Annotated in this window: 22 protein-coding genes, 2 tRNA genes and 2 pseudogenes; 12 read left to right on the top strand and 14 right to left on the bottom strand. The window is 42.5% G+C overall.

The window, feature by feature from the left end; all coding sequences use genetic code 11:
- Positions 1 to 22: 22 nt before the first annotated feature.
- The 7 genes and pseudogenes from FTU79_RS13480 to FTU79_RS13450 form a co-directional block, all read right to left on the bottom strand.
- Positions 23 to 550, bottom strand: coding sequence for a hypothetical protein (locus FTU79_RS13480; RefSeq protein WP_257224312.1), 528 nt, complete (start codon positions 548 to 550; stop codon positions 23 to 25).
- Between the two features lie 193 nt (positions 551 to 743).
- Positions 744 to 1,478 (bottom strand): annotated as a pseudogene (locus FTU79_RS13475) (class I SAM-dependent methyltransferase).
- Positions 1,479 to 1,582: 104 nt separating this feature from the next.
- Positions 1,583 to 2,308, bottom strand: coding sequence for a hypothetical protein (locus tag FTU79_RS13470; protein WP_257220959.1), 726 nt, complete (start codon positions 2,306 to 2,308; stop codon positions 1,583 to 1,585).
- Positions 2,309 to 2,338: 30 nt separating this feature from the next.
- Entirely contained in the window at positions 2,339 to 2,779 is a 441-nt protein-coding gene (locus FTU79_RS13465; protein WP_180009280.1) for a hypothetical protein, read from the bottom strand.
- Positions 2,780 to 2,930: 151 nt separating this feature from the next.
- Positions 2,931 to 3,006, bottom strand: a tRNA-Phe gene (locus FTU79_RS13460).
- A gap of 137 nt (positions 3,007 to 3,143) precedes the next feature.
- A tRNA-Phe gene (locus tag FTU79_RS13455) sits at positions 3,144 to 3,219 on the bottom strand.
- 207 nt (positions 3,220 to 3,426) lie between these two features.
- Positions 3,427 to 3,816 (bottom strand): GNAT family N-acetyltransferase, encoded by a 390-nt coding sequence (locus FTU79_RS13450; protein WP_078190486.1) that lies wholly within the window; start codon positions 3,814 to 3,816, stop codon positions 3,427 to 3,429.
- Positions 3,817 to 3,913: 97 nt separating this feature from the next.
- Between FTU79_RS13450 and hisB the strand changes: the two genes are divergently transcribed.
- From hisB to FTU79_RS13410, 8 genes are all read left to right on the top strand, one after another.
- The gene (gene hisB, locus FTU79_RS13445; RefSeq protein ID WP_078190487.1) at positions 3,914 to 4,507 is read left to right on the top strand and encodes an imidazoleglycerol-phosphate dehydratase HisB; all 594 of its coding nucleotides are present in this window, start codon (positions 3,914 to 3,916) and stop codon (positions 4,505 to 4,507) included.
- The gene (gene hisH, locus FTU79_RS13440) at positions 4,507 to 5,124 is read left to right on the top strand and encodes an imidazole glycerol phosphate synthase subunit HisH (RefSeq protein WP_078193147.1); all 618 of its coding nucleotides are present in this window, start codon (positions 4,507 to 4,509) and stop codon (positions 5,122 to 5,124) included. The genes hisB and hisH overlap by 1 nt, the downstream gene beginning before the upstream one ends.
- A gap of 130 nt (positions 5,125 to 5,254) precedes the next feature.
- Positions 5,255 to 5,725 carry a DUF805 domain-containing protein gene (locus tag FTU79_RS13435; RefSeq protein ID WP_168378999.1) on the top strand — a complete coding sequence of 157 codons (471 nt, stop codon included), beginning with the start codon at positions 5,255 to 5,257 and terminating at the stop codon, positions 5,723 to 5,725.
- A gap of 267 nt (positions 5,726 to 5,992) precedes the next feature.
- Positions 5,993 to 6,466 (top strand): DUF805 domain-containing protein, encoded by a 474-nt coding sequence (locus FTU79_RS13430; protein WP_180009274.1) that lies wholly within the window; start codon positions 5,993 to 5,995, stop codon positions 6,464 to 6,466.
- A gap of 174 nt (positions 6,467 to 6,640) precedes the next feature.
- Complete coding sequence (locus FTU79_RS13425; RefSeq protein WP_180050689.1) at positions 6,641 to 7,306, top strand: 3'-5' exonuclease; 666 nt, start codon at positions 6,641 to 6,643, stop codon at positions 7,304 to 7,306.
- 432 nt (positions 7,307 to 7,738) lie between these two features.
- The gene (locus FTU79_RS13420) at positions 7,739 to 8,503 is read left to right on the top strand and encodes a hypothetical protein (RefSeq protein WP_180050685.1); all 765 of its coding nucleotides are present in this window, start codon (positions 7,739 to 7,741) and stop codon (positions 8,501 to 8,503) included.
- A gap of 193 nt (positions 8,504 to 8,696) precedes the next feature.
- The gene (gene hisA / locus FTU79_RS13415; protein ID WP_078190493.1) at positions 8,697 to 9,428 is read left to right on the top strand and encodes a 1-(5-phosphoribosyl)-5-[(5-phosphoribosylamino)methylideneamino]imidazole-4-carboxamide isomerase; all 732 of its coding nucleotides are present in this window, start codon (positions 8,697 to 8,699) and stop codon (positions 9,426 to 9,428) included.
- 69 nt (positions 9,429 to 9,497) lie between these two features.
- A complete protein-coding gene (locus FTU79_RS13410) occupies positions 9,498 to 10,412 on the top strand; it encodes a DMT family transporter (protein WP_180050682.1) in 915 nt (304 codons plus the stop codon).
- A 66-nt stretch (positions 10,413 to 10,478) separates the two neighbouring features.
- On the opposite strand, the gene FTU79_RS13405 is transcribed toward FTU79_RS13410, so the two are convergent.
- Positions 10,479 to 11,888: an FAD-binding oxidoreductase gene (locus tag FTU79_RS13405; protein ID WP_180050679.1), complete on the bottom strand. Its 1,410-nt coding sequence runs from the start codon at positions 11,886 to 11,888 to the stop codon at positions 10,479 to 10,481.
- 60 nt (positions 11,889 to 11,948) lie between these two features.
- Complete coding sequence (locus FTU79_RS13400; protein ID WP_180050676.1) at positions 11,949 to 13,280, bottom strand: APC family permease; 1,332 nt, start codon at positions 13,278 to 13,280, stop codon at positions 11,949 to 11,951.
- 96 nt (positions 13,281 to 13,376) lie between these two features.
- On the opposite strand from FTU79_RS13400, the gene FTU79_RS13395 reads away from it, so the two are divergent.
- The gene (locus FTU79_RS13395) at positions 13,377 to 13,736 is read left to right on the top strand and encodes a helix-turn-helix domain-containing protein (protein ID WP_180050672.1); all 360 of its coding nucleotides are present in this window, start codon (positions 13,377 to 13,379) and stop codon (positions 13,734 to 13,736) included.
- A 347-nt stretch (positions 13,737 to 14,083) separates the two neighbouring features.
- Here the strand turns inward: FTU79_RS13395 and FTU79_RS13390 are convergent, their stop codons facing one another.
- The 3 genes from FTU79_RS13390 to FTU79_RS13380 are packed head-to-tail and all read right to left on the bottom strand — an operon-like array spanning position 14,084 to position 16,120.
- On the bottom strand, positions 14,084 to 14,476 hold the full coding sequence (locus FTU79_RS13390; RefSeq protein ID WP_168378990.1) for a hypothetical protein: 393 nt from the start codon (positions 14,474 to 14,476) through the stop codon (positions 14,084 to 14,086).
- Between the two features lie 39 nt (positions 14,477 to 14,515).
- Positions 14,516 to 15,142 (bottom strand): DUF1294 domain-containing protein, encoded by a 627-nt coding sequence (locus FTU79_RS13385; protein WP_180022370.1) that lies wholly within the window; start codon positions 15,140 to 15,142, stop codon positions 14,516 to 14,518.
- Between the two features lie 27 nt (positions 15,143 to 15,169).
- Positions 15,170 to 16,120 carry a homoserine kinase gene (locus FTU79_RS13380; protein WP_180050669.1) on the bottom strand — a complete coding sequence of 317 codons (951 nt, stop codon included), beginning with the start codon at positions 16,118 to 16,120 and terminating at the stop codon, positions 15,170 to 15,172.
- 110 nt (positions 16,121 to 16,230) lie between these two features.
- On the opposite strand from FTU79_RS13380, the gene hisF reads away from it, so the two are divergent.
- A complete protein-coding gene (gene hisF, locus FTU79_RS13375) occupies positions 16,231 to 16,992 on the top strand; it encodes an imidazole glycerol phosphate synthase subunit HisF (protein ID WP_306674445.1) in 762 nt (253 codons plus the stop codon).
- A gap of 374 nt (positions 16,993 to 17,366) precedes the next feature.
- On the opposite strand, the gene FTU79_RS13370 is transcribed toward hisF, so the two are convergent.
- Positions 17,367 to 17,987, bottom strand: a complete 621-nt coding sequence (locus FTU79_RS13370; protein ID WP_180050665.1) for a hypothetical protein — start codon at positions 17,985 to 17,987, stop codon at positions 17,367 to 17,369.
- 111 nt (positions 17,988 to 18,098) lie between these two features.
- Here FTU79_RS13370 and FTU79_RS13365 point away from each other — a divergent pair, with 111 nt between their 5' ends.
- Positions 18,099 to 19,109 (top strand): AraC family transcriptional regulator, encoded by a 1,011-nt coding sequence (locus FTU79_RS13365; RefSeq protein ID WP_180050661.1) that lies wholly within the window; start codon positions 18,099 to 18,101, stop codon positions 19,107 to 19,109.
- 73 nt (positions 19,110 to 19,182) lie between these two features.
- Positions 19,183 to 19,870, top strand: a pseudogene (gene aqpZ, locus FTU79_RS13360) (aquaporin Z).
- A 97-nt stretch (positions 19,871 to 19,967) separates the two neighbouring features.
- On the opposite strand, the gene FTU79_RS13355 reads toward aqpZ, so the two are convergent.
- Positions 19,968 to 20,216 carry a hypothetical protein gene (locus FTU79_RS13355; RefSeq protein ID WP_078193158.1) on the bottom strand — a complete coding sequence of 83 codons (249 nt, stop codon included), beginning with the start codon at positions 20,214 to 20,216 and terminating at the stop codon, positions 19,968 to 19,970.
- Positions 20,217 to 20,282 lie beyond the last annotated feature (66 nt).

The raw sequence follows: 20,282 nt of genomic DNA, 5'->3' as shown, positions 1-20,282 counted from the left end.
TGTACTGTAGAGATGTATTCGATTATGGGGTCTTAATCGGATTGGTATTTAACTGACGGTCGATGTTTCCGAGATTGATTTGATCACGGCTGATTTGCACATTGGTCGCATTACGGTCAATCCCAAAGGGTTGCAACATAATATATAAACCATTGCGTGGGTCAGAAGACTGCAAACCTGCGGCAATATTTAAAACATGCTGTTGCATCAAAGGCGATAAATTCGACATATCTGGCACTGCTGTGGCAGGTAAGATATCAATATTTGACACGATTGTTGCATCGACACCTTTGTTTTGAGTATCACGCTCAAGTTGCATCACCCGTTGCTGTAAGGCTTTACGGCGATCCACCTGCTCTTGGTACTCAACAATGCCCGTCTCTGCACGCATTTCACGCTCTGCCATAATGGTTAAAGCAGGCATCTGAATGGCTTGTTGTTCGGTGTCCGCAGCTTTTGTTGTGGCTTTTTCCGCAGCCAAAGTATTCATAGCCGTCATTGCTGTACTAACAAAAACCAAAACGGAGACAGATTTAGGGAGATTCATCATGTTCATTCCGAGAGATTTAAAAATAGAAAATTGAAAAAATTTACACTGCTATTATTGTACAGCAATTAATCAACTCACTATATTTAACCCCGACAAACGGCAGGATAGCACAGCTAGTTTAAACCTCACGTTGCTCATTCTGGACTTGAGATATCATCCTTTACCTATCTGCATTACCACTGCTTTTTCTTTTTTATACTGTTCCAATTCTTAACAGCACAGGAAATGACAAAGCAAACTCTTGCTGCGGATGACGGCTAAAGAAGTAGTGCAAAGCTGCACATGGTTGAAGTGTCGGATGTTGCTGTTGGTAGTGTTTTAACCCAGACCATGTTTGCAGATAGTCCAAAATTTGCTGTGAACGCCACCTGTAATTTAAAAACAGCTGAGGTGTCGCTAACTCCTGAAATGGAAACGGAATACTGCGATATTCTTCATCGATGTAACGACGTTCAGCGTCCCAATAGCCTTTTAACGTGATAAAATACAGATCCTGTAAGAGCTGGTTTAATTCCGCATGTTCAAATTGAATCAGACCATAGCCCACAATGGCAATGTGACCATGGGGTTTCAATACGCGTCGTACTTCTGCATAAAAGGCAGCAAAATCGAACCAATGAATCGCTTGCGCGACTGTGATTAAATCCGCTGAATGGTCTGCAAGCGGACAATGTTCGGCGCTAGCTTGCTCATAACGCACATTATCTAAGTTGGGTGCTTGTGCCAATTGTTCGGCACTCAGATCTGTCGCTAAAACCTGTTGAAAATAGGACGCCAAACCTTTGGTAAATTAACCTGAACCTGCACCACAGTCCCATGCCAGTTCACGCACGGCAACATGCTGCAAGATGCTATCGACAACTTCAGCAGAATAACTTGGACGTGATTGTTGATACAGCGCACTCCCTGTAGAGAAAAGGTCTTTCATTGTAGAAATTCATTGGTTATTTTTTATCAGTTTAATCGAATTTTAGGGGTAGGAACTAGCACTTAAGTCATAGCTTCAGCGATAAAATTTGAGCTTCAAAATATTTACTCAATCACATGCTGTATATAAAAACTGGTCTGCGCAATCGGGCTTAATTGATCATTCATTTGATAATATTTCACATCATAATGACCAGTTTTCCATCCAGTCATAGGATAGAAACTCACCCAGTTTTGTTGCTGTTGCTCACTAACTTTGCGTGGTGTAAAGAGCAGCACTTCACCGCTATCACGATGCGTCAAACGCACCATGACTTGCATATTGTTTGGAACTTTACCCATGGTATCAAAATGTGCATACAACGGCTGTGTGACATAGATTTCACGAGGTAAAACTTGATCTACATCTGTCTGTGATTGATCTGTCACATACGCTTGCCCTGCCAATCGCTGATGCGGATCATTTTTGGCTTGTAGAAATTCGTCTAACATCTGCTGCGCAAATTGTTGCTTATTTTGAATCCCTGCAAAACTGTAATTGGGAAATGCCTGCTGTAAATATCGCCCCAATTGTTGATCTGAAGTCTGCTGAATAATGCTCTGTAGCTGACGATGTTGGCTTTTGCGTTGTTGCTGTATATCTTTAGAATGAGGTTGATCCGAGGCATCTTGATCTAAAGCCAAGAGTGCCACAGGATTACTCGTCGCCAAAGTTACAAGCGAGTGTTCAGGTGGCGACGACGTCAAGCTTGGTTGGTCATTCCACGATGCCGCAATATAGCCCAGTGCAAAACAAAGCAGTCCAAGCATCGGATATTGAAGTCGCTTCAACTGTCACTCCACGAATCTATGTTCATTTGATTAAAGCCTACAGCGGAGCACTTCTGTGCCGACAATATATTCACCAGAGCTCATCGTCGTACCCGTGTTAATCACCTGATTTAAGCTAAAGTTAGATCCAACTTTTAATTTAAGCAGACCATTATCACATGCTGCAGTTATTCTGCTGCCCGATTTCATATTGGATACACAGCCCGTTTTGGTCACGGCAAAAATTGTTTGCCCTGCGGAAATACTGGTGCTGCATGATGCTGTGATTATTTTATCGAGCGATGATTCACAAGAAGAACAATTGCCATTATCACAAAGCGCTGCTGCATTTTCACTTTTACATTCATAGGTCACACCATTTTGAATAATGGTTTTAGAATAGGAAGAATCGACATTACTACCGCCCCCGCCACCACATGCGCTCAGCAAGGCAATCATGCCGATCAAAACAGGAAATAATATTTTTTTCATAACCTTAACCCTTATTTTTTAATAATTTTCTTATAGCAATTGGGCCCATCATCTGGCATCGATTGTAGCAGTTAAACTGTGCGAAATATCAACACCTGAAAAACAGCAGACGAAAAAAAACCTCAAACAATCGTTTGAGGTTTTTCTAATATGGTGGCGAGACCCAGGATCGAACTGGGGACACACGGATTTTCAATCCGTTGCTCTACCTACTGAGCTATCACGCCGATGCGGTGTATTAAGCCGCATCTCAGTTAATTAGTCAATCATATTTATAAAAATATTTTTCGTATGCATATTTTTTAGGCAAAAAAAATCCCTGATGGGATCAGGGATTGATAAACTGAAAAATCAGTTTTGAATATGGTGGCGAGACCCAGGATCGAACTGGGGACACACGGATTTTCAATCCGTTGCTCTACCTACTGAGCTATCACGCCGATGGGGCGTATTAAACAATTTCAGTCTCATGGCGTCAAGCATCCGTTGCGCTTTTTTGTGCAAATGTTTATTTTTAAATCAATATTTCACACTATTTGCTTATTTTTTGAGTGATTTCAAATTTCCACAGCTGAAATTACAGTGACGAAACTGTATTTATCCAACAAAAAAGCAGCTCAATGGCTGCTTTATTATTGGAGGGCAGGTTATTCAGCCGCAGTAATTTTTCCAATGTGTGCCAAACAGCGGTGGATCGCGCCACAACCTGGTTCAAAAGTTTTCACCCCTTTTTCTTCTTCCATACGGGTGGCCTCACTGACCAAGCGCTCTGCAACACCACGCCCACGATTTGCAGGGTGTACCACAATATATTCAAGGGTTTTGCTTTCACCTTGGCCTGTACACCAAATCGCACCAATCAATTTTGTATTAAATTCTGCAGTATAAACTAAGGTATACTGAGCTAAGTTCTGCTCAAGTTGTTCAATCGCATCGGAACCGTCGCTAAACTCAGGGCTGGTGTCATACAGTCGCTCAAGCTGGCTGCGCACTTCATCATTTTCTAAAGAAGTATAGGCATGTACGGTAATAGGCATTGATAAACCCTCCTGAGCAATCTAATATGCGGTGACTTTTCGTCACAGCGAAAATATTTTTACATCAATCATTTTGACGTATTTGAGGAACGTGTCTATGACAGATCGTATCAGTGAAGTGGTAAGAAACACCAACGAAACCAAAATTCGAGTTCGTGTGAATCTTGATGGTACTGGTCAAGGCACTTTAAACACTGGTGTTCCATTTTTAGATCATATGATTGATCAAATCAAGCGACATGGTCTGTTTGATATTGATATTCATTGTGATGGCGATCTTGAAATTGACGATCATCATACCGTAGAAGACTGTGGGATTACACTGGGCCAAGCCTTTGCTCAAGCACTGGGCAATAAAAAAGGCTTACGTCGCTACGGTCACTTCTATGCGCCACTTGATGAATCACTGAGTCGTGTTGTGGTGGATTTATCTGGCCGTCCGGGTCTTTGGATGGATATTCCATTCACTCGCGCGCGCATCGGGACTTTTGATGTGGATCTTTTCTCTGAATTTTTCCAAGGTTTTGTGAACCATGCGTTAATGACGCTGCACATCGACAACCTAAAAGGTAAAAACAGCCACCACCAAATTGAAAGCGTATTTAAAGCCTTTGCCCGTGCATTACGTATGGCGTGTGAAGTTGACCCGCGTGCCGAAAATACTGTTGCGTCTACCAAAGGAACATTGTAATGACCCGTATTGCCCTTCTTGACTATGGCATGGGAAATCTTCACTCAGCAGCAAAAGCCCTCGAACACGTGGGCGCAACTGTTGATGTCACCAATGATCCTAAGCTGATTGCACAAGCAGATAAAATTGTGTTCCCCGGTGTGGGAGCAATGCGTGACTGTATGCAAGGCATGCATGATGCAGGCATTGATGAAGTGGTCCGTAAAGCGGCATTTAATAAACCTGTGCTTGCGATCTGTGTCGGTATGCAAGCCCTAATGCAGCATTCCGAAGAAAATGGCGGTGCAGATGCATTGGGTATTTTTGAAGGTTCGGTTAAACGCTTCCCTGACGTAGAGGGATTAAAAGTGCCGCACATGGGCTGGAACCAAGTGCATCAGGCAGACCCTAGCCACCCGATGTGGAAAAACATTGAGCAAGATGCACGTTTCTATTTCGTACATAGTTTCTATGTAGAGCCGCAAGATTCAAGCATTGTCGCTGCAACCTGTGACTATGGTTTGGAATTTTGTACCGCAATTCACAAGGAAAACTTGTTTGCGACACAATTTCACCCAGAAAAAAGTCATACAGCCGGCCTGCAATTGCTCAAAAACTTTGTGGAATGGGATATTTAAAATTCCTTCACCGCAAAAAAGCCCGCTCCTTGCGGGCTTTTTTGTACTGTTTATTTTTCATCCTTTTATTTTCTACATATTCATTTTAGAATTTGCCTACTTATAAAAATACCAAAGCCTAGGAATAATAATGAATACCTTCACATCTGACTCACCGACCCAAGCCAGTGGTCGCTTTAGCCGGCGCGCATATCTTGCATGGAATCTACTTCTCGGCATTATTTTTACGCTAATTGCTGTTGTAGTCGGCCTGCTCATACCCGGTGCGCAAAATGCGTTGACTGAGGGTGCAATGTCGACGCCACTCATGATTATTTTCTTTATCATGTATGCCATCGTCATTTATTACAGCGTCATTTTCTTAATCCGTCGTTTACATGACCGAGACCATTCAGGATGGCTTGCACTGCTGATCTTAGTTCCTGTAGTGAATATATTATTTGCGCTCTATGTGTTATTTGCACCGGGTAATAGCGGTAGTAATAGCTTTGGACAACCACGCCCGACCAAAGGCTGGGAAACAGTGCTGGCTGTTTTGTATATCGTGGTGTTTATAGTCGGGATACTTGCTGCGATCATGATTCCGTCTTACCAAAACTAAGTGATCCGCTCTCAACAAGCCACGATTCAACAACAATAATGATAAATCATTAGATGCCGCCTAGATCGCTCTAAACAGCAATACATCTATTCAAACAAGCTCACACAAGTGGGCTTTTTTTGTACTTTACCTTTATAATCAACGCGCTTTTTATGTTCAGGATCAAATCCTGTACTTTTTCACATTTTTATGTCGTTTTGAGCTCAATTTTTGCGGTTAAAAATGAATGATAACAATACTTTTTACGATAATTTAAGATCATTTAATATGAATAATTCACCCAATATAAACTCTGGTTGGAACCGTGACGGTCGTTTTAATCGCATGTCTTTTATCGGTTGGAATGTCTTTTATGGCCTCATGCTGAGCATATTGATGCTACTGATCGTCAGCATGATGCCCAATACCCTCAATGCCCTAATAGCTCACGCTGAAAATCCAATGACGCAAGTGATTGGATTTATCCTAAATGTTTTAATGCTGATCCCTTTGATGATTTTTTCAGTGCGTCGTTTGCATGACTTTAATCTCTCAGGCTGGTTTGCACTCTTAGAGCTGATTCCGTTGCTCAATATCGTCATGTGCATTGCGCTGATGCTCATCCCCGGGTCTGCAAATGCCAATCAATATGGTGAGCCACGTGCATCCAAAACATGGGAGGTGGTTCTCGCCTTTCTCTTTATCGGTTTATTCTTACTGATCTTGGTAAATGTATTATTTACTGCGCGTTTTCTGTTTTAAGTTACTGTCTTTAAATCTCTTGGTCACTGTGTTTAAGTGCCCTCGTCACTGTCATAGCAACGCGCTATGACAGGCAGGTGAGTCAATGGCTCATGCTCAACGCCACATCTCGGTATTTGCATTTCCCTACTAAACGCTCTAGGCTGCAACAACAAGCCTTTGAATTAAATCACAATGACTGATGCTCTACCGACACCTATTTTGCCAACAAAAGAACAGATTAAAAATTTTCCATTGTTCCAAAATTTAGTGCCAGAGCAGATCCATGTCATTCACAATGCAGAACAATGCCAACACTGGGCCGATGAATTGCAGACGACTGCCTTATTCGGTTTCGACTCTGAATCTAAGCCGACTTTTCGTAAAGGTGAGGTCTCTACCGGTCCACATTTAATCCAACTCGCTACGGCGCAACAGGCGTGGTTGTTTCAAATGAACGAATGCACTTGGGATTTTTTAAAGCCGATCTTGAGTAATCGTGATCAAATTAAAGTGGGTTTTGGCTTAAAAAATGATGCGCATTTATTTCGTAAAAAAGGCATCGAACTGAATAGTGTATTGGAACTCTCCAAGTGCTTTGCTTCTTTTGGCTTAAGCCAACCCGTCGGTTTAAAAAATGCCATGGCACTGCTTTTTCGTGTGAATTTTCCAAAATCTAAATCGGTCAGCACCTCCAATTGGGCCAAAAAGCGCATAAGTCCGGAGCAAATTCGTTATGCCGCTGCCGATGCTTATGCCCCTGTTTTGGTCTTTGAAGAATTATTACAACGTGGTTTATTACCTAAAACCATTCCCAATACCTCCCTCAAACTAAGAATTCGTCCGCACATGAAATTATAAACCCTTAATTATTTTAATGATTTAAATTATATTCAGCGATGTAACCGCTCTGTAACTGGATATTGCCCCAATCTATGGCATGACCAAGTGCAAAGATCGGCTGAAGAGTGCCAATGAATTTGCAGTTTATTTGCGCTAAAGATTTGAACAGTACCTTATTGCCTTAAAAATAGTCACTGCACAGTCTAAAAAAATAAAATCGCACCTTTTAAGTACATCTATATCTTTGATTTAAATCATTTTAATTACATTAATACACATTTATATTTTTATTCGACTAAGGTTTTGATCTCTCTAGATTTTCTAGCAGAATTACATGATTTATCTCATTCTTTCTATACTTTCATAATTTGTTTTCATCAGTCCCCTTTTGCTAAAACAAATCTGCCAAATACATAACACATCATAATTTAAAAACTTGGAGAACCTGACATGTTGAACTTATTTACAGGAAAAATCAGCGGTGTACTCAGCCTGACTTTACAAGGGATCAGTAAAGCGGTTGGACTGGTTTTAAATACTGTTTTGGATACTGTAGACAGCGTTTTAGAGACAGTGAATAGCTTAACAGCGCCCTTAACAGATGCACTGACTGAACTACCACTCATTGGCGGGACCATCGAAAAAGTACTCACGGTTGAAAATCAGTTGGTCGGCACCTTAGGTGACGGCTTACATGCTGTAGCTGATCAACTAGCGACAGGTGATCTTCTCGGCGATGTACAGACCGCTCTCAATGGCGTAACTGGTGTGGTCGGTCAAACTGTGACTGAAGTTGCAGGTTTGGTTGATCATATAGGTGGTGTTGCTGCACCAATCACAGACGCACTTTCTGACCTGCCATTGCTTGGCGGGCTATTGAATGCAGTAGGCGAAACTACGGGTAATTTAACTGGCTTGTTGGCTGAAACGGGCGACTATGTAGCCAGTATTGATCCTACCGAATTATTAACATCCGTCCTGAATGATCCTTTAGCAAGTGTGGGTGGTGTCGTGCAAGATGTTTCAGGCACGTTAGATACCTTACTGGATGACATTGCACCGATTACATCGATTGCCACTGAACTTCCTGTAGTCGGTGATCTCGTTCAAGTGGTCGGTGAAAGTACCACAGCCCTCAATCAAGGCGTATACGATGTCGGTAGCTTACTTCAATCCGTAAACAGCGATTTATTACAAACTGCTGCTTATGTTTAATGACTAAAAACGCGAATACACAGCGCATTTTTATAGACCAAGAATAAAATCCAATCCTCTATTTACACTGGCCTGACCTATGTCAGGCTTTTTTAATTCATCAATTCTGATATTAGCATTTAGTGAATAGCCGTTTATTTGATAAGATTGGGCACAAATTTATTCTTAATTTGATTGAGCAAGGAGCGAAAGCATGCTGATCATCCCTGCAATTGACCTGAAAGATGGCAAATGTGTCCGTTTAAAACAAGGTCGTATGGAAGACGATACCGTATTTTCTGACGATCCAGTGGCAACTGCACAGCATTGGGTAAATGAAGGCGCGCGTCGCTTACATTTGGTAGATTTAAACGGTGCTTTCGCTGGTACACCGATTCATAAGCCTGTGGTTGAAGCGATTGCTAAAGCACAGCCTGAATTGCCAATTCAAATTGGTGGTGGTATCCGCTCTCTTGAAACCATTGAACACTACCTTGATGCAGGCGTCTCGTTTGTCATCATTGGTACAAAAGCGGTAAAAGAGCCTGAATTTGTTGAAGAAGCGTGCAAAAAATTTGCAGGCCATATCATTGTCGGTATCGATGCCATGAACGGCATGGTGGCAACTGATGGTTGGGCAAATGTCACTGACGTGAAAGCGACTGATTTGGCAAAACGCTTTGCAGATGCCGGCGTATCGAGCATCGTCTACACCGACATCGCACGTGATGGCATGATGCAAGGTGTGAACGTTGAACAAACCGTTAACCTTGCAACGTATTCAGGCTTACCTGTTATTGCATCTGGTGGCGTGACCAACCTTGACGACGTGCGTAACTTAAAAGGCCAACCGGGCATTTTAGGTGCGATTACCGGTCGTGCAATTTATGAAGGCACATTGAACCTTCGTGAAGCTCAATTACTGCTTGATCAACAAAGCTTGTAATTTACCCGAGCAGAAAAGAGGTCTTCGGGCCTCTTTTTTTATTTCTCCTCTTTGAACATTCAAATACACATGCCAACCGTCCAATCTGCTTGGAAAGCCAAGTTTCCGCAGCTCGCACTCATCCTGATTACCATGATTTGGGGCGCCAGTTTTATCACCGTGCAATACGGTTTAAATTTTAGCAGTCCAGTGCTGTTTGTCGGTCTACGTTTTGCCGCAGCTACACTGGCTGTGAGTCTGTTATCGCTCAAATATCTTAGACATTTTTCTCAATACGATGTCATTGCGGGCGCAAGTATTGGCGCGGTGATTGCAATCGGCTATGCGACGCAAACAGTCGGCTTACAAAGCATCAGCAGCAGTGAATCGGCTTTTTTAACAGCGCTGTATGTACCGCTGGTTCCGATTTTTATGTGGCTGTGTTTTCGGCATAAACCACATGTGATGACATGGCTGGGTGTAAGTTTGGCTTTTGTCGGTTTGGTCTTTTTAACGGGTAATGGTTTTGGCGCTATTCAGCTCAATTTTGGACAAATCATTACGCTGCTCGGTTCGATTGCCATTGCCTTTGAAATTATCTTGATCAGCTATTTTGCGCCCCGCGTCAATCTGCGCAGAGTGACGGTTCTACAGTTGGCATTTGCCTCTCTGTTCTGTTTTTGCTTTGCCCCACTGGTGGGTGAAACCACTTTGCCAAAATTTGAATGGCCATTAATCGCTGTACTCTGCGGATTGGGGCTTGCCAGCGCCGTGATTCAACTGGTGATGAACTGGGCGCAGCGCATGGTTGATCCTGCACAGGCAGCAATCATCTATGCAGGTGAACCGGTTTGGGCCGCGATCATTGGGCGACTTGCTGGTGAACGCTTAACACCGCTCGCCCTTATTGGCGGGCTTTGCGTGGTTCTCGGTGTGATTGTGAGTGAATGGCGGCCGAAATTCTTAAAGAAAAATAAAGACAAAATTACAGAAGAAATGCCTTAACACGCAAAAGCGCCCTCAATAATGAGGGCGCTTTTAAGCGATATCCTTCATAAAAAAGACTTAAATTTAGAAGGACACCATCTTGCCCGGATTGACCATTGCCCCCAGCCCATAAGCGGTTTTCGCCATTGGAATCACCATTGGTGCAAGTGCGCGACCAAACAAAATGTCCTGATGCTGAATACTGGTGAGCATTTTAAAGTCATCGGCATTGCCACAAAAATCATCGGCAATGGCTTTGCCTATACGCACGGTTTGCGCCACGCCATGACCGCTCCAGCCTTGTACCGCATAAATCGGATATTTCCCATCGGACTTACGGCTATCGGCTGCGCCATTCATGGTTAAATCTGTGGTGCCACTCCAAACAAAGTCCAGCTCAACCTGTGTCAATTGCGGGAACACATGCTTGATTCGGCTCAGTAAATAATCATGGGTTTTTTCAGGCGTCCAGCAAGAGCCCGTCCCTTCACCGCCAAATAGCAAACGGTTTTTAGATACACCGCGATAATAATCAATTTGAAACTGCGTATCGTACACAGGCGCATCACTCGGCAGAATTTCAGCAAGATCGAGCTCTAAGGGCGCTGTGGTACACACATAAGTATAAAATGGAATGGTGGTTTGATTATGGCTTTGCAGCAGCTTAAATGAGGCATGATGGACCCCAATCACGGCGCTCTTACGTGCTTTAATCACACCGCCAGTGGTTGTCACATAAATGCCATCTTGACGCTCATCCACCGACAGCACTTCGGTTTGCTCATAGATTTTGCCACCTTGCTGGCTAAAACCATAAGCAAGGCCACGGTTTAATACCAAGGGATGAATATGCCCGCCGAGAGTATCGAGTAAACCGCCATAATAATTTTCCGATTTCACATGCTCAAACAACTCGTGCTTGCCCATAATCTGGGTATGGTCTTCACCCAAATATTTACGCGCATCTGCACCTTCAGTTAAACCCACCAAATGCCCTGGATGCACGGCTGCAGTAATGTGCTGATGTTTGCGTTGTAGATCTAAATCATAGTTCTGCGCAATTTGGTCAATTAAAGACATGGCCTCAGTCGAAGTGAAGTGCCATAAACGTTTAGCATCCTCATAACTAAAGTGTTCAATCATTTCCCCCGCTTCCCAACGCGCCAACCCAGGAGTTAGCTGTCCACCATTACGCCCCGATGCAGCACTGCCAATACGGTTTTTTTCCACCAGCACCGTGTCCACACCCTGTTCCGCCAAATGCAGTGCCGTAGATGTGCCCAACAAGCCGCCGCCGATCACCACCACATCACACTCAACATCCGCATTAAGGGCATCAAAAGCCTGCCATTCTTGCAGTGAGCTTTCATAATAATTGGCTGGAAAATCAAAACTGCCGCGAGCAGGATTGACCCAGTTCCACTCCTTACCGCTTTGCACATTTACACTGTTTTTATATTCAACATCGTCTACAAATTTTGGCTTTGTATTCATTTTTTTACATTCCTATTTATCAATTCAATTCTGTTTGATCGCTATAGAGGCTTCAGCCTCTTAATACGCATTGCCAATCACAATATTTTGTTTTCTTAACTTTTTATAAGCGAACAATACGACGCCCACTGCCAGCCAAATACCTCCGCAAACCAAGGCGTTGTGTTCTAGGCTCACCCAAAGGCACATAATCGCTGCCACTGAAAGTAGCGGCAGCAGCATGTTCAGGCAGATATTTTTAAGACCATGACGTTGACCATCACGTACATAAAACTTCATAAACACGGAGAAGTTCACGGCGGTAAAGGCAATGAGGGCACCAAAGCTAATCATGCTCACCACTGTAGCTAAATCTAAACGAATGGCTGCCAATGAAATCAGACCGATCAGCAATACTGCATATAAAGGTGTGCCTAACTTGCTATGCACTTGACCAAATGTGCCTTTATGAAAAATGCCGTCTCGTCCCATAATATGAATTAGGCGTGATGCGCTGGCATGCGTGGCAAGCCCAGAAGCAAATGTATTCATAATTTGGGCGCATAAAAATACTGATTGAAATAGCGCCCCACCCACGTACAGGACGATCTCAGGGAGCGCTTCATCTGGGTTGTTAAAACGGACATTGGTTGGAAAATACAATTGCACAAACCAGGATGCTGTAATAAAAATCACACCGCCCGTAAGCGTGGTTAGGATAACCGCTCGAGGAATTGTGCGTTTCGGGTCTTTGGTTTCATGTGACATGGTCGTCACCGCATCAAAACCTAAGAAGCTAAAGCACAGGATTGAAGCCCCTGCGATAAGTGGCAAAATTGACGTATCACCATTAAATAGCGGCGCGAGCGTCAAGACATGCGCATAACCTTGCTCACTCCCTATACCTTTAATGACGAGATAGATAAAAAAGCCCATCAGCAGTACAGGCGCACAGACAAAGATCATGCTTAAATTGGCCAAAATATTGATACGGAAGCAGTTGATGAGCGTGACTAAGCTAGTAAACAAAATCACCCATGCCCAGTACGGCACGCTTGGAATCACTGCTTCTAAATAAATACTTGCCAAAAGCGCATTGACCAATGGCAGCATGATGTAATCCAGTAAAGAACACCAACCGACAAAAAAGCCAGTTTGAGGCCCGCAAGATTCTGCAGTGTAGGTATAAGCAGAACCCGGTTTATCCGAATGCTTACTAAAACGCGCATAACTAAATGCGGTGAGGAGCATGGCAAATAAAGCCAAAATATAGGCCAGCGGCACACGGCCATCTGTAATACCGGACACAATGCCAAAAGTATCAAACACAACCATTGGCGTCATATATGCGACACCAATAATCACCACTTGCCATAAAGACATTTTTTTTAAAACAGACGCTGAAGTTTCCATGCACGTCACCTGAACTATATTTATTTGCGTTACAGGTTCTTTTGCAATCAACATGCCATATAATATTCATTCATTATTTTAATGATGATTCAAAAAATGCCAAAGTATGATTTAGAAACCAGAAAATCAGCCATTCAGATGTATAAAAAAACTGACTACAAAGTGGCTGTATGCAAAGAGTTTAACATCTCTCGAGTCACCTTGGATGCTTGGATTCGCCTGGAGGAAGAGACCGGAAGTTTGCTCCCAAAAGCCGCAAAAAACCGTGGTGCACCGAGCCACATTCGCGACTGGAATGAATTTCAAGTATTTGTAAAAAATACAAAATTTAAAAATATTAGTGATCTAGTTCCATTATTTGAACAGCGATTTAGCTATCCTGTTTCGTATGCGGTATTGGTACGCGCAATACACGTTTTAGGTATGCGCCGTCGCCGTGGTCGATTCTATAGCTAATACCTAAACTGGTGTAATTTTAAATAAAAATCCAGAAAATAATTTAAATAAACAACTATACATTAATGTAAATTTATTTTAGTAAAAACGTAAATTTATATTATTAAGAATGTAAAATAATAAAAATAAATATGTAAATTAATAAAATTAAATAAGCAAAGTTATTTTATTAAAAATGTAAGTTATAATTCTTAAAAATGTATAGTCAATTTTGCTTAAATAACCAAAGTTAAGCACTTTTATGTGCAATTGCTTTATAAAAGAGCATTTTTTGATGCCGCCTATCGAATGGTCAAACGAAAAAAATAAAAGCGACCCATGGGTCGCTTGTCATTATGCTGCTGTATTTACTCATACATCGGTCTGTTGTCATTGACACGAATTAAACCTTTAATCGCGCGGTACACAATCCATAACCAAGACAGTCCGATCACCGTGACGCAGAAGGTACTTGCTCCCAGTGCCACCCCTGCAAAGGCATTAGCATTATTGCCAGTAAAGAACAGAAAAATAAAAGGCACGAAAGCAATGATGTTCCAAATGAGATACCACCAAAACGTACGAATCTGCCAAGTAAAATGGCTTTCAAAAATCGTACCACGCACATCACTGCGTTTGACGTAATTGATAATCAGCGCGAGGACCGCAAGCAAGCCGGCAGAAAAAATCGCCACAATATAAAGAATATACAAAATAATCGTGAGCAGGCGGTTTGGATCTTTATCAATGGAATAATTCATTTCGCTCTCCGTCATGATGATTTTTCGGATCATTCCACCCTAGATATGCAGGATATTAAATGGTGAAATTAGCCATAAAATCAGTAATATGTTAAAGGCTATGGTACAGAAATATATTTTTCGAAACGGTTGTTTTTGTGTTTTATGCCGCAAACGTTGCTGCGCTAGCCATGCCGCCGGCCACCCACCTAAAAAAGACAAAAGATGCAGTGTATTTTCTGGCACGCGTCGGTTCCCCATTTGCGCAGCTTCTTTATCTTGCGCATAGAACCAATAGGTCAGGACATTGATAATACTCACAAAAAGCAGCACCATGCCACTGAGTAAACCCGCCACAGACAAACCCGCCAAGGCGAGGATATAAATGATGCACAAGATTTGCATCGGCTCTGCCTGACGCGGCATCTGCACCACATTTTTTTTATTGGGGCGTTGTGTAGCTTTGGTTTGTGAGGCTTTTAAATAATGCACTTGCTGTGCACGAAAGCGTCCGCGTTCGTCTAAGATCACAGCATAATCCAACGCGCAGCCCACGATTGGTCGTGGGCCGGGACGGGAAAAATCTTTAATGTGCAAAAATACGCGATCTTTGGTGCTATCGTTCGGTTGAATGAAGCCGTAGCCCTTGTCATCAAACCATTCTACTAAGCGTCCTTGATCACGCATGCTTTTCCCTCTCGTTGTTTTTAAAATTTATGCTGTGACGAATTTTAATCGTTCAATCAGCATATTACGCATTTCAGCAGGGTTTTTCTGCAAAATATCATCCCCTGTACGGCCTTCTGCAGCATTTTTCTGTGCCACCTGTAAACGCATCATCCAGAAGCGACCCGCCGCCATTGCCAAATATAACTCTAGACATGATTTTTCATCTGCGGTTAATGGGCGCACGCTTTCATATGCATGTAAAAAGGCAATGGCTTTGTCTTCATTCAAATGCACATCCGGATATTCAGTACAGAAGTCATTTAAAGTAATAGCAATATCAAACAAGAGTTCGTCTTTATTTAACTCATAAAAGTCTAAAATGCCGTTAAGTTGATCGCCTTCAAATAGAGTATTGTCACGGAACAAATCAGAATGAATAAAACCGCTAGGACGGTCTGGATACATCGCCGTTAAGATGTCATATAAACCCAACAAATTGTTAAGCAACGTGGTATCTGCTTCATTTAATGTTGGACGTATATTACGTGAAACTTGTAACCAATAAGCATGATCACGATATTCTGCACGTTCCAAAGGGAAGTCTTGTAAAGCCACATGCATTTTCGCTTGAGCCACAGCTATCGCCTCTGCTTGCGCTAAGCTCGCAGGCACGGGATGTTGACCTTGCATGCGTGGCGCAATCTGTGCAGGTTTATCTTTTAAGCTATGAATCGCTTTACCCGAATGATTCAGCGGTACAGGCACAGCTAGACCAGCCTGCCCCAAATGTTCAAGTACAGGGACCAGCTCCCCTGCACCTTGCTCGTCCATCTCTTCAAAAACGGTTAATACATACTGCGTACCATTTTCGCAAACAATAAAATAGTTGGTATTTTGAATACCGCCTTGAATCGGAATCAGGTCAATCACCTCCAGTCCATAAGGTGCTGCAAAATCCTGAACTTCCTTTAAAGTCAAAGTGGTATAAACCGACATAGAAAACCTGCGAAAAAACTTACATATTTTTGATAGAATAACCGCTCCGACTACTAAGGTGTAGCATCTAAGTCGCGAAGTTTCATAATCGGCTGTTATTTTTGGAAAAAATTATGCTTGCTAAACGTATTATTCCTTGCCTCGACGTGGACAACGGTCGTGTAGTGAAAGGTGTTCAATTTCTTGATATTCGTGATGCAGGCGATCCAGTTGAAGTTGCACGCCGTTATAACGAACAAGGTGCGGACGAAATTACCTTCTTAGACATCACCGCAACCTCAAATGGTCGTGATACTACTTACCGTACAGTAGAGCGTATGGCTGAGTCTGTATTTGTGCCATTAACAGTCGGTGGTGGCGTGCGTAAAGTAGAAGATATCCGCCTGTTATTAAATGCGGGTGCGGACAAAGTTTCGATTAACTCTGCGGCTATTTATAATCCTGAATTTGTACAAGAAGCCTCTCAGCGTTTTGGCGCACAGTGTATTGTGGTTGCTATTGATGCGAAAAAAACCGGCGATAATAAATGGGAAATTTTCACCCACGGTGGTCGTAAAGAAACCGGTATCGATGCCATCGAATGGGCGGTAAAAATGGCGGACTTCGGTGCAGGTGAATTACTCATCACCTCAATGGACGCAGATGGTACCAAAGCGGGTTATGACCTTGAACTGATGCGTAACATCAATGACCGTGTGACCATTCCAACCATTGCTTCTGGTGGTGTCGGTAATCTCCAACATTTGGCCGATGGTATTTTAAAAGGTGGCGCAGATGCTGTGCTTGCTGCCTCTATTTTCCACTTTGGTCAACACACCATTCCTGAAGCGAAAAAATATCTTGCAGAACAAGGCATTGAAATGCGCCTTTAATTGATTCGTTTTCAATGAAAATTTAAAAGAGCGATGATTCGCTCTTTTTTTTGCTTTGGTGTTTTTGATGCAACAACATGGAGTTACAGCAGAGCATCGCCCATGCAATTGATTTACTATAGACATAAAAAAAGGAGCCTTGTCGGCTCCTATAAACCAAGAAAAACTACAGCACTTGGTCTGATACTTAAAACAAATGAAAAAATATACATAGCAACTTCATCAATCAACTCGTCGTGTACAAGCCTTTTGATGATTTAAATATAGGGCATTTACACTGTATTTGATTGACAGTAGATTCATAATTTATTGACAAATTGCGACAGCTCAAATGGGTAGCAAAGCTTGTTGTCAAAACGCACAGTGCATTCATATTAGACCGTTTCAAGAAGTGCAACTGGCTTTTCGCGCTCAGCCACCCACTTTGCAGGAAATACCCGATTGACCCAATGCGACAATGGCTTGGCAATCGCTGTCGGCAGTAGCACACCCAATGGGTTTTGTTCCTGTAATTTCGCCGAGGAGATCACCCGAGTCCCTAAAATATAATCAAACCACGGTTTGGTCACACACCAATTGGCATCCTGATTTGAATTCATATGGTGGTCATAGTGCCATGGAATCTTTTTCATCGCCCACTCTGGCTCAAGATGTGCGCGACGATGGATATAATAATAATTCCCTGCGCAATACAGCACAGATAAACTCATTCCTTTGGAAATAGGATAAAACAGCGGGACAAATATGGCTGAAACTGCCACCAGTGACAATATTTCATTTTTAGTGCGCCAGTTCTGTACACCTTCAACATAGCCATGATCATGAAAATCTGTTTTTCGAACTTCACGATGATGTTCCCAATGTGATTTCATGCTTTTCGGTACTGGACTAAAACGTGGCTTGCCTGACCGATGTGTCCCATGCAAAACATATTTATGTGCGAACCATTCAAAGGCATTGGCGACGACCAACCCTGCAATAAAACCTTTTAACATGACCAATATCTCCTTTTCTTAGCTCCACTATAGGTAATGAAAAAAGCTAGATATTGACCGTTTTTTTTAATATTATTGACAAAACACGACAAAATTTAGAATTAAAAAAATATGCAACAACTCAAGGACTATACAGGATCGGTCTATGGAGGACTGGGCCATTTGCTCTATGCTTATCACCAAGCCCAAGGCATTGCTATTCCTGAAAAATTGAATAAAGTTCAAAACTTAGAGCGTTTTGATTATGCCATTTGGCGTGATTTATTGATGGATTTAGATCAAAAGATCCAAAAGCCGGCGCTGGGTTTAGAAATTGCAGAACATGTGCAACCTAAACATATTGGCATTATTGCGTATATTGCTCTGTCCTGTGAAAACTTGGGCGAAGCGCTGCTCTGCTACCATGATTTTCATCGCTTAATCTTCGATGGCAGCCCATTGCTGATTGATATTCAAAATGATTTTTTCTCGATCGGTTGGAATGATTTACCCATGAATATGGCCAATCAATTGACCGATGAAATTGCGATTGCCTTAATGCTGCAGTTTCTAAAATTATTCATGCGTTTTGAAGATATCAATTTACACGAAGTGCATTTTCATAATCCTGCACCGAAAAATGTCGCACAATATGAACAATATTTTCGCTGTAAAGTTCGATTTTCCCAAGAAAAGTCAAAGGTTATTGTTCCCATTCAAGAACTGTCTCGCCCCTTTTCCCAAGGCGATCAGACCTTACAAAAACTGTTAATGCAGCAGGCACAGTCTTTATTGGAAAAGCTGCCGAATACCACGCAAATCGACCAACGCTTACAGCAAGCCATCTTAATGGGTTTGCAAAAAAATCAGTTCCAAATTGAACATGTCGCTACGCAACTGAATCTGTCCGTCCGACAATTACAACGCCATTTACAACAACAAGGCAGCACCTATCAGCAACGTATGCAGGAGGTCCGCTGCATGATGGCAGAAGAATTTTTAAGAGACCCGCATTTAAGTTTGCAGGAAATTGCTCTACTGCTGGGTTATTCAGAACAGAGTGCGTTTCAACGCGCTTTTAAACAATGGCGAAACTTGACCCCACAGCAATGGCGCTTATCGCAAATTGAAGCAGTAAGTTAAAAATGTGACACAGTTATCATTTTATATATTGTGATTTTCAGCAAAATCCATTAAATCTATGCATATTCGATAAATGAATAAATATTTAGCAGAACTGATCGGTACATTTTGGCTGGTCTTTGGTGGTTGTGGTAGTGCGGTCTTGGCTGCGGCCTTTCCTGAACTTGGCATTGGCTTCGCTGGCGTGGCACTGGCCTTCGGTTTAACCGTATTAACGGCTGCTTATGCGCTGGGTCATATCTCAGGGGGGACATTTTAACCCTGCCGTGAGTATCGGCTTGTGGGCCGATGGTCGTTTTGAAGCGAAAGAACTAGCACCCTATATTATTTCTCAATTGCTGGGTGCAACCCTCGCCGCATTTATTCTATTCATCATTGTACAAGGTCAGGCCGGATTTACCGGTGTCGGCGGTTTTGCCACCAATGGCTATGGTGAGTTATCTCCGGGCAAATACTCTATGCTCTCAGCGTTAGTTATTGAAATTGTGCTGACGGCTGGCTTTCTGATTGTGATCATGGGAGCAACAGATAAACGTGCACCTGCCGGATTTGCCCCAATTGCAATCGGTCTTGCGCTTACATTGATCCATCTCATCAGCATTCCCGTCACCAATACTTCGGTCAACCCAGCGCGTAGTATGGGTGTGGCATTCTTTGCTGAAACTGCTGCGCTTTCACAAGTTTGGCTATTTTGGGTAGCCCCTATCATTGGCGCGGTGATTGGTGCTGTCATCTATAAACTGATGGCAAAAGACGCATAAATAGAAGAAGACACCATAAAAAAGCTCACAACCTGTGAGCTTTTTTTCATTCATCCCGAATTGAGCATTGCTTCCTTCGACGGCCGATGACACAGCATTAAAGAAATGGATTTTCCACTTCGTTGTCTTCACCGCCCTGCGCTATTTTTTCAGCTAAGTTGGTTTCTGCCTCAAGTGTGGTCACCACATCATTGAAAAATGCCTGTAAAGCTTTCGCTGCAGCTAAACCTGCTTGGTCTTTCGTCACCTGTAAGTTGCCATAAATATTAATTCGATCTTGGCCATTTTCTAATGTTAAGTCATGAATTGCATGCGACGCTGTGTCATTTTCAAATGCTTTAAACATGTTGGATATCCTTGTTTTTTGTTGTAGTGATGCAGCAATAGAAATACGTGAAAAAGATTTCAACTG

This window comes from Acinetobacter sp. YH12144 (assembly GCF_013418345.1).
Classification (GTDB): domain Bacteria; phylum Pseudomonadota; class Gammaproteobacteria; order Pseudomonadales; family Moraxellaceae; genus Acinetobacter; species Acinetobacter amyesii.
The sequence above is the reverse complement of the archived record's forward strand: the minus strand, read 5'-3'. Positions and strand labels throughout refer to the sequence as shown.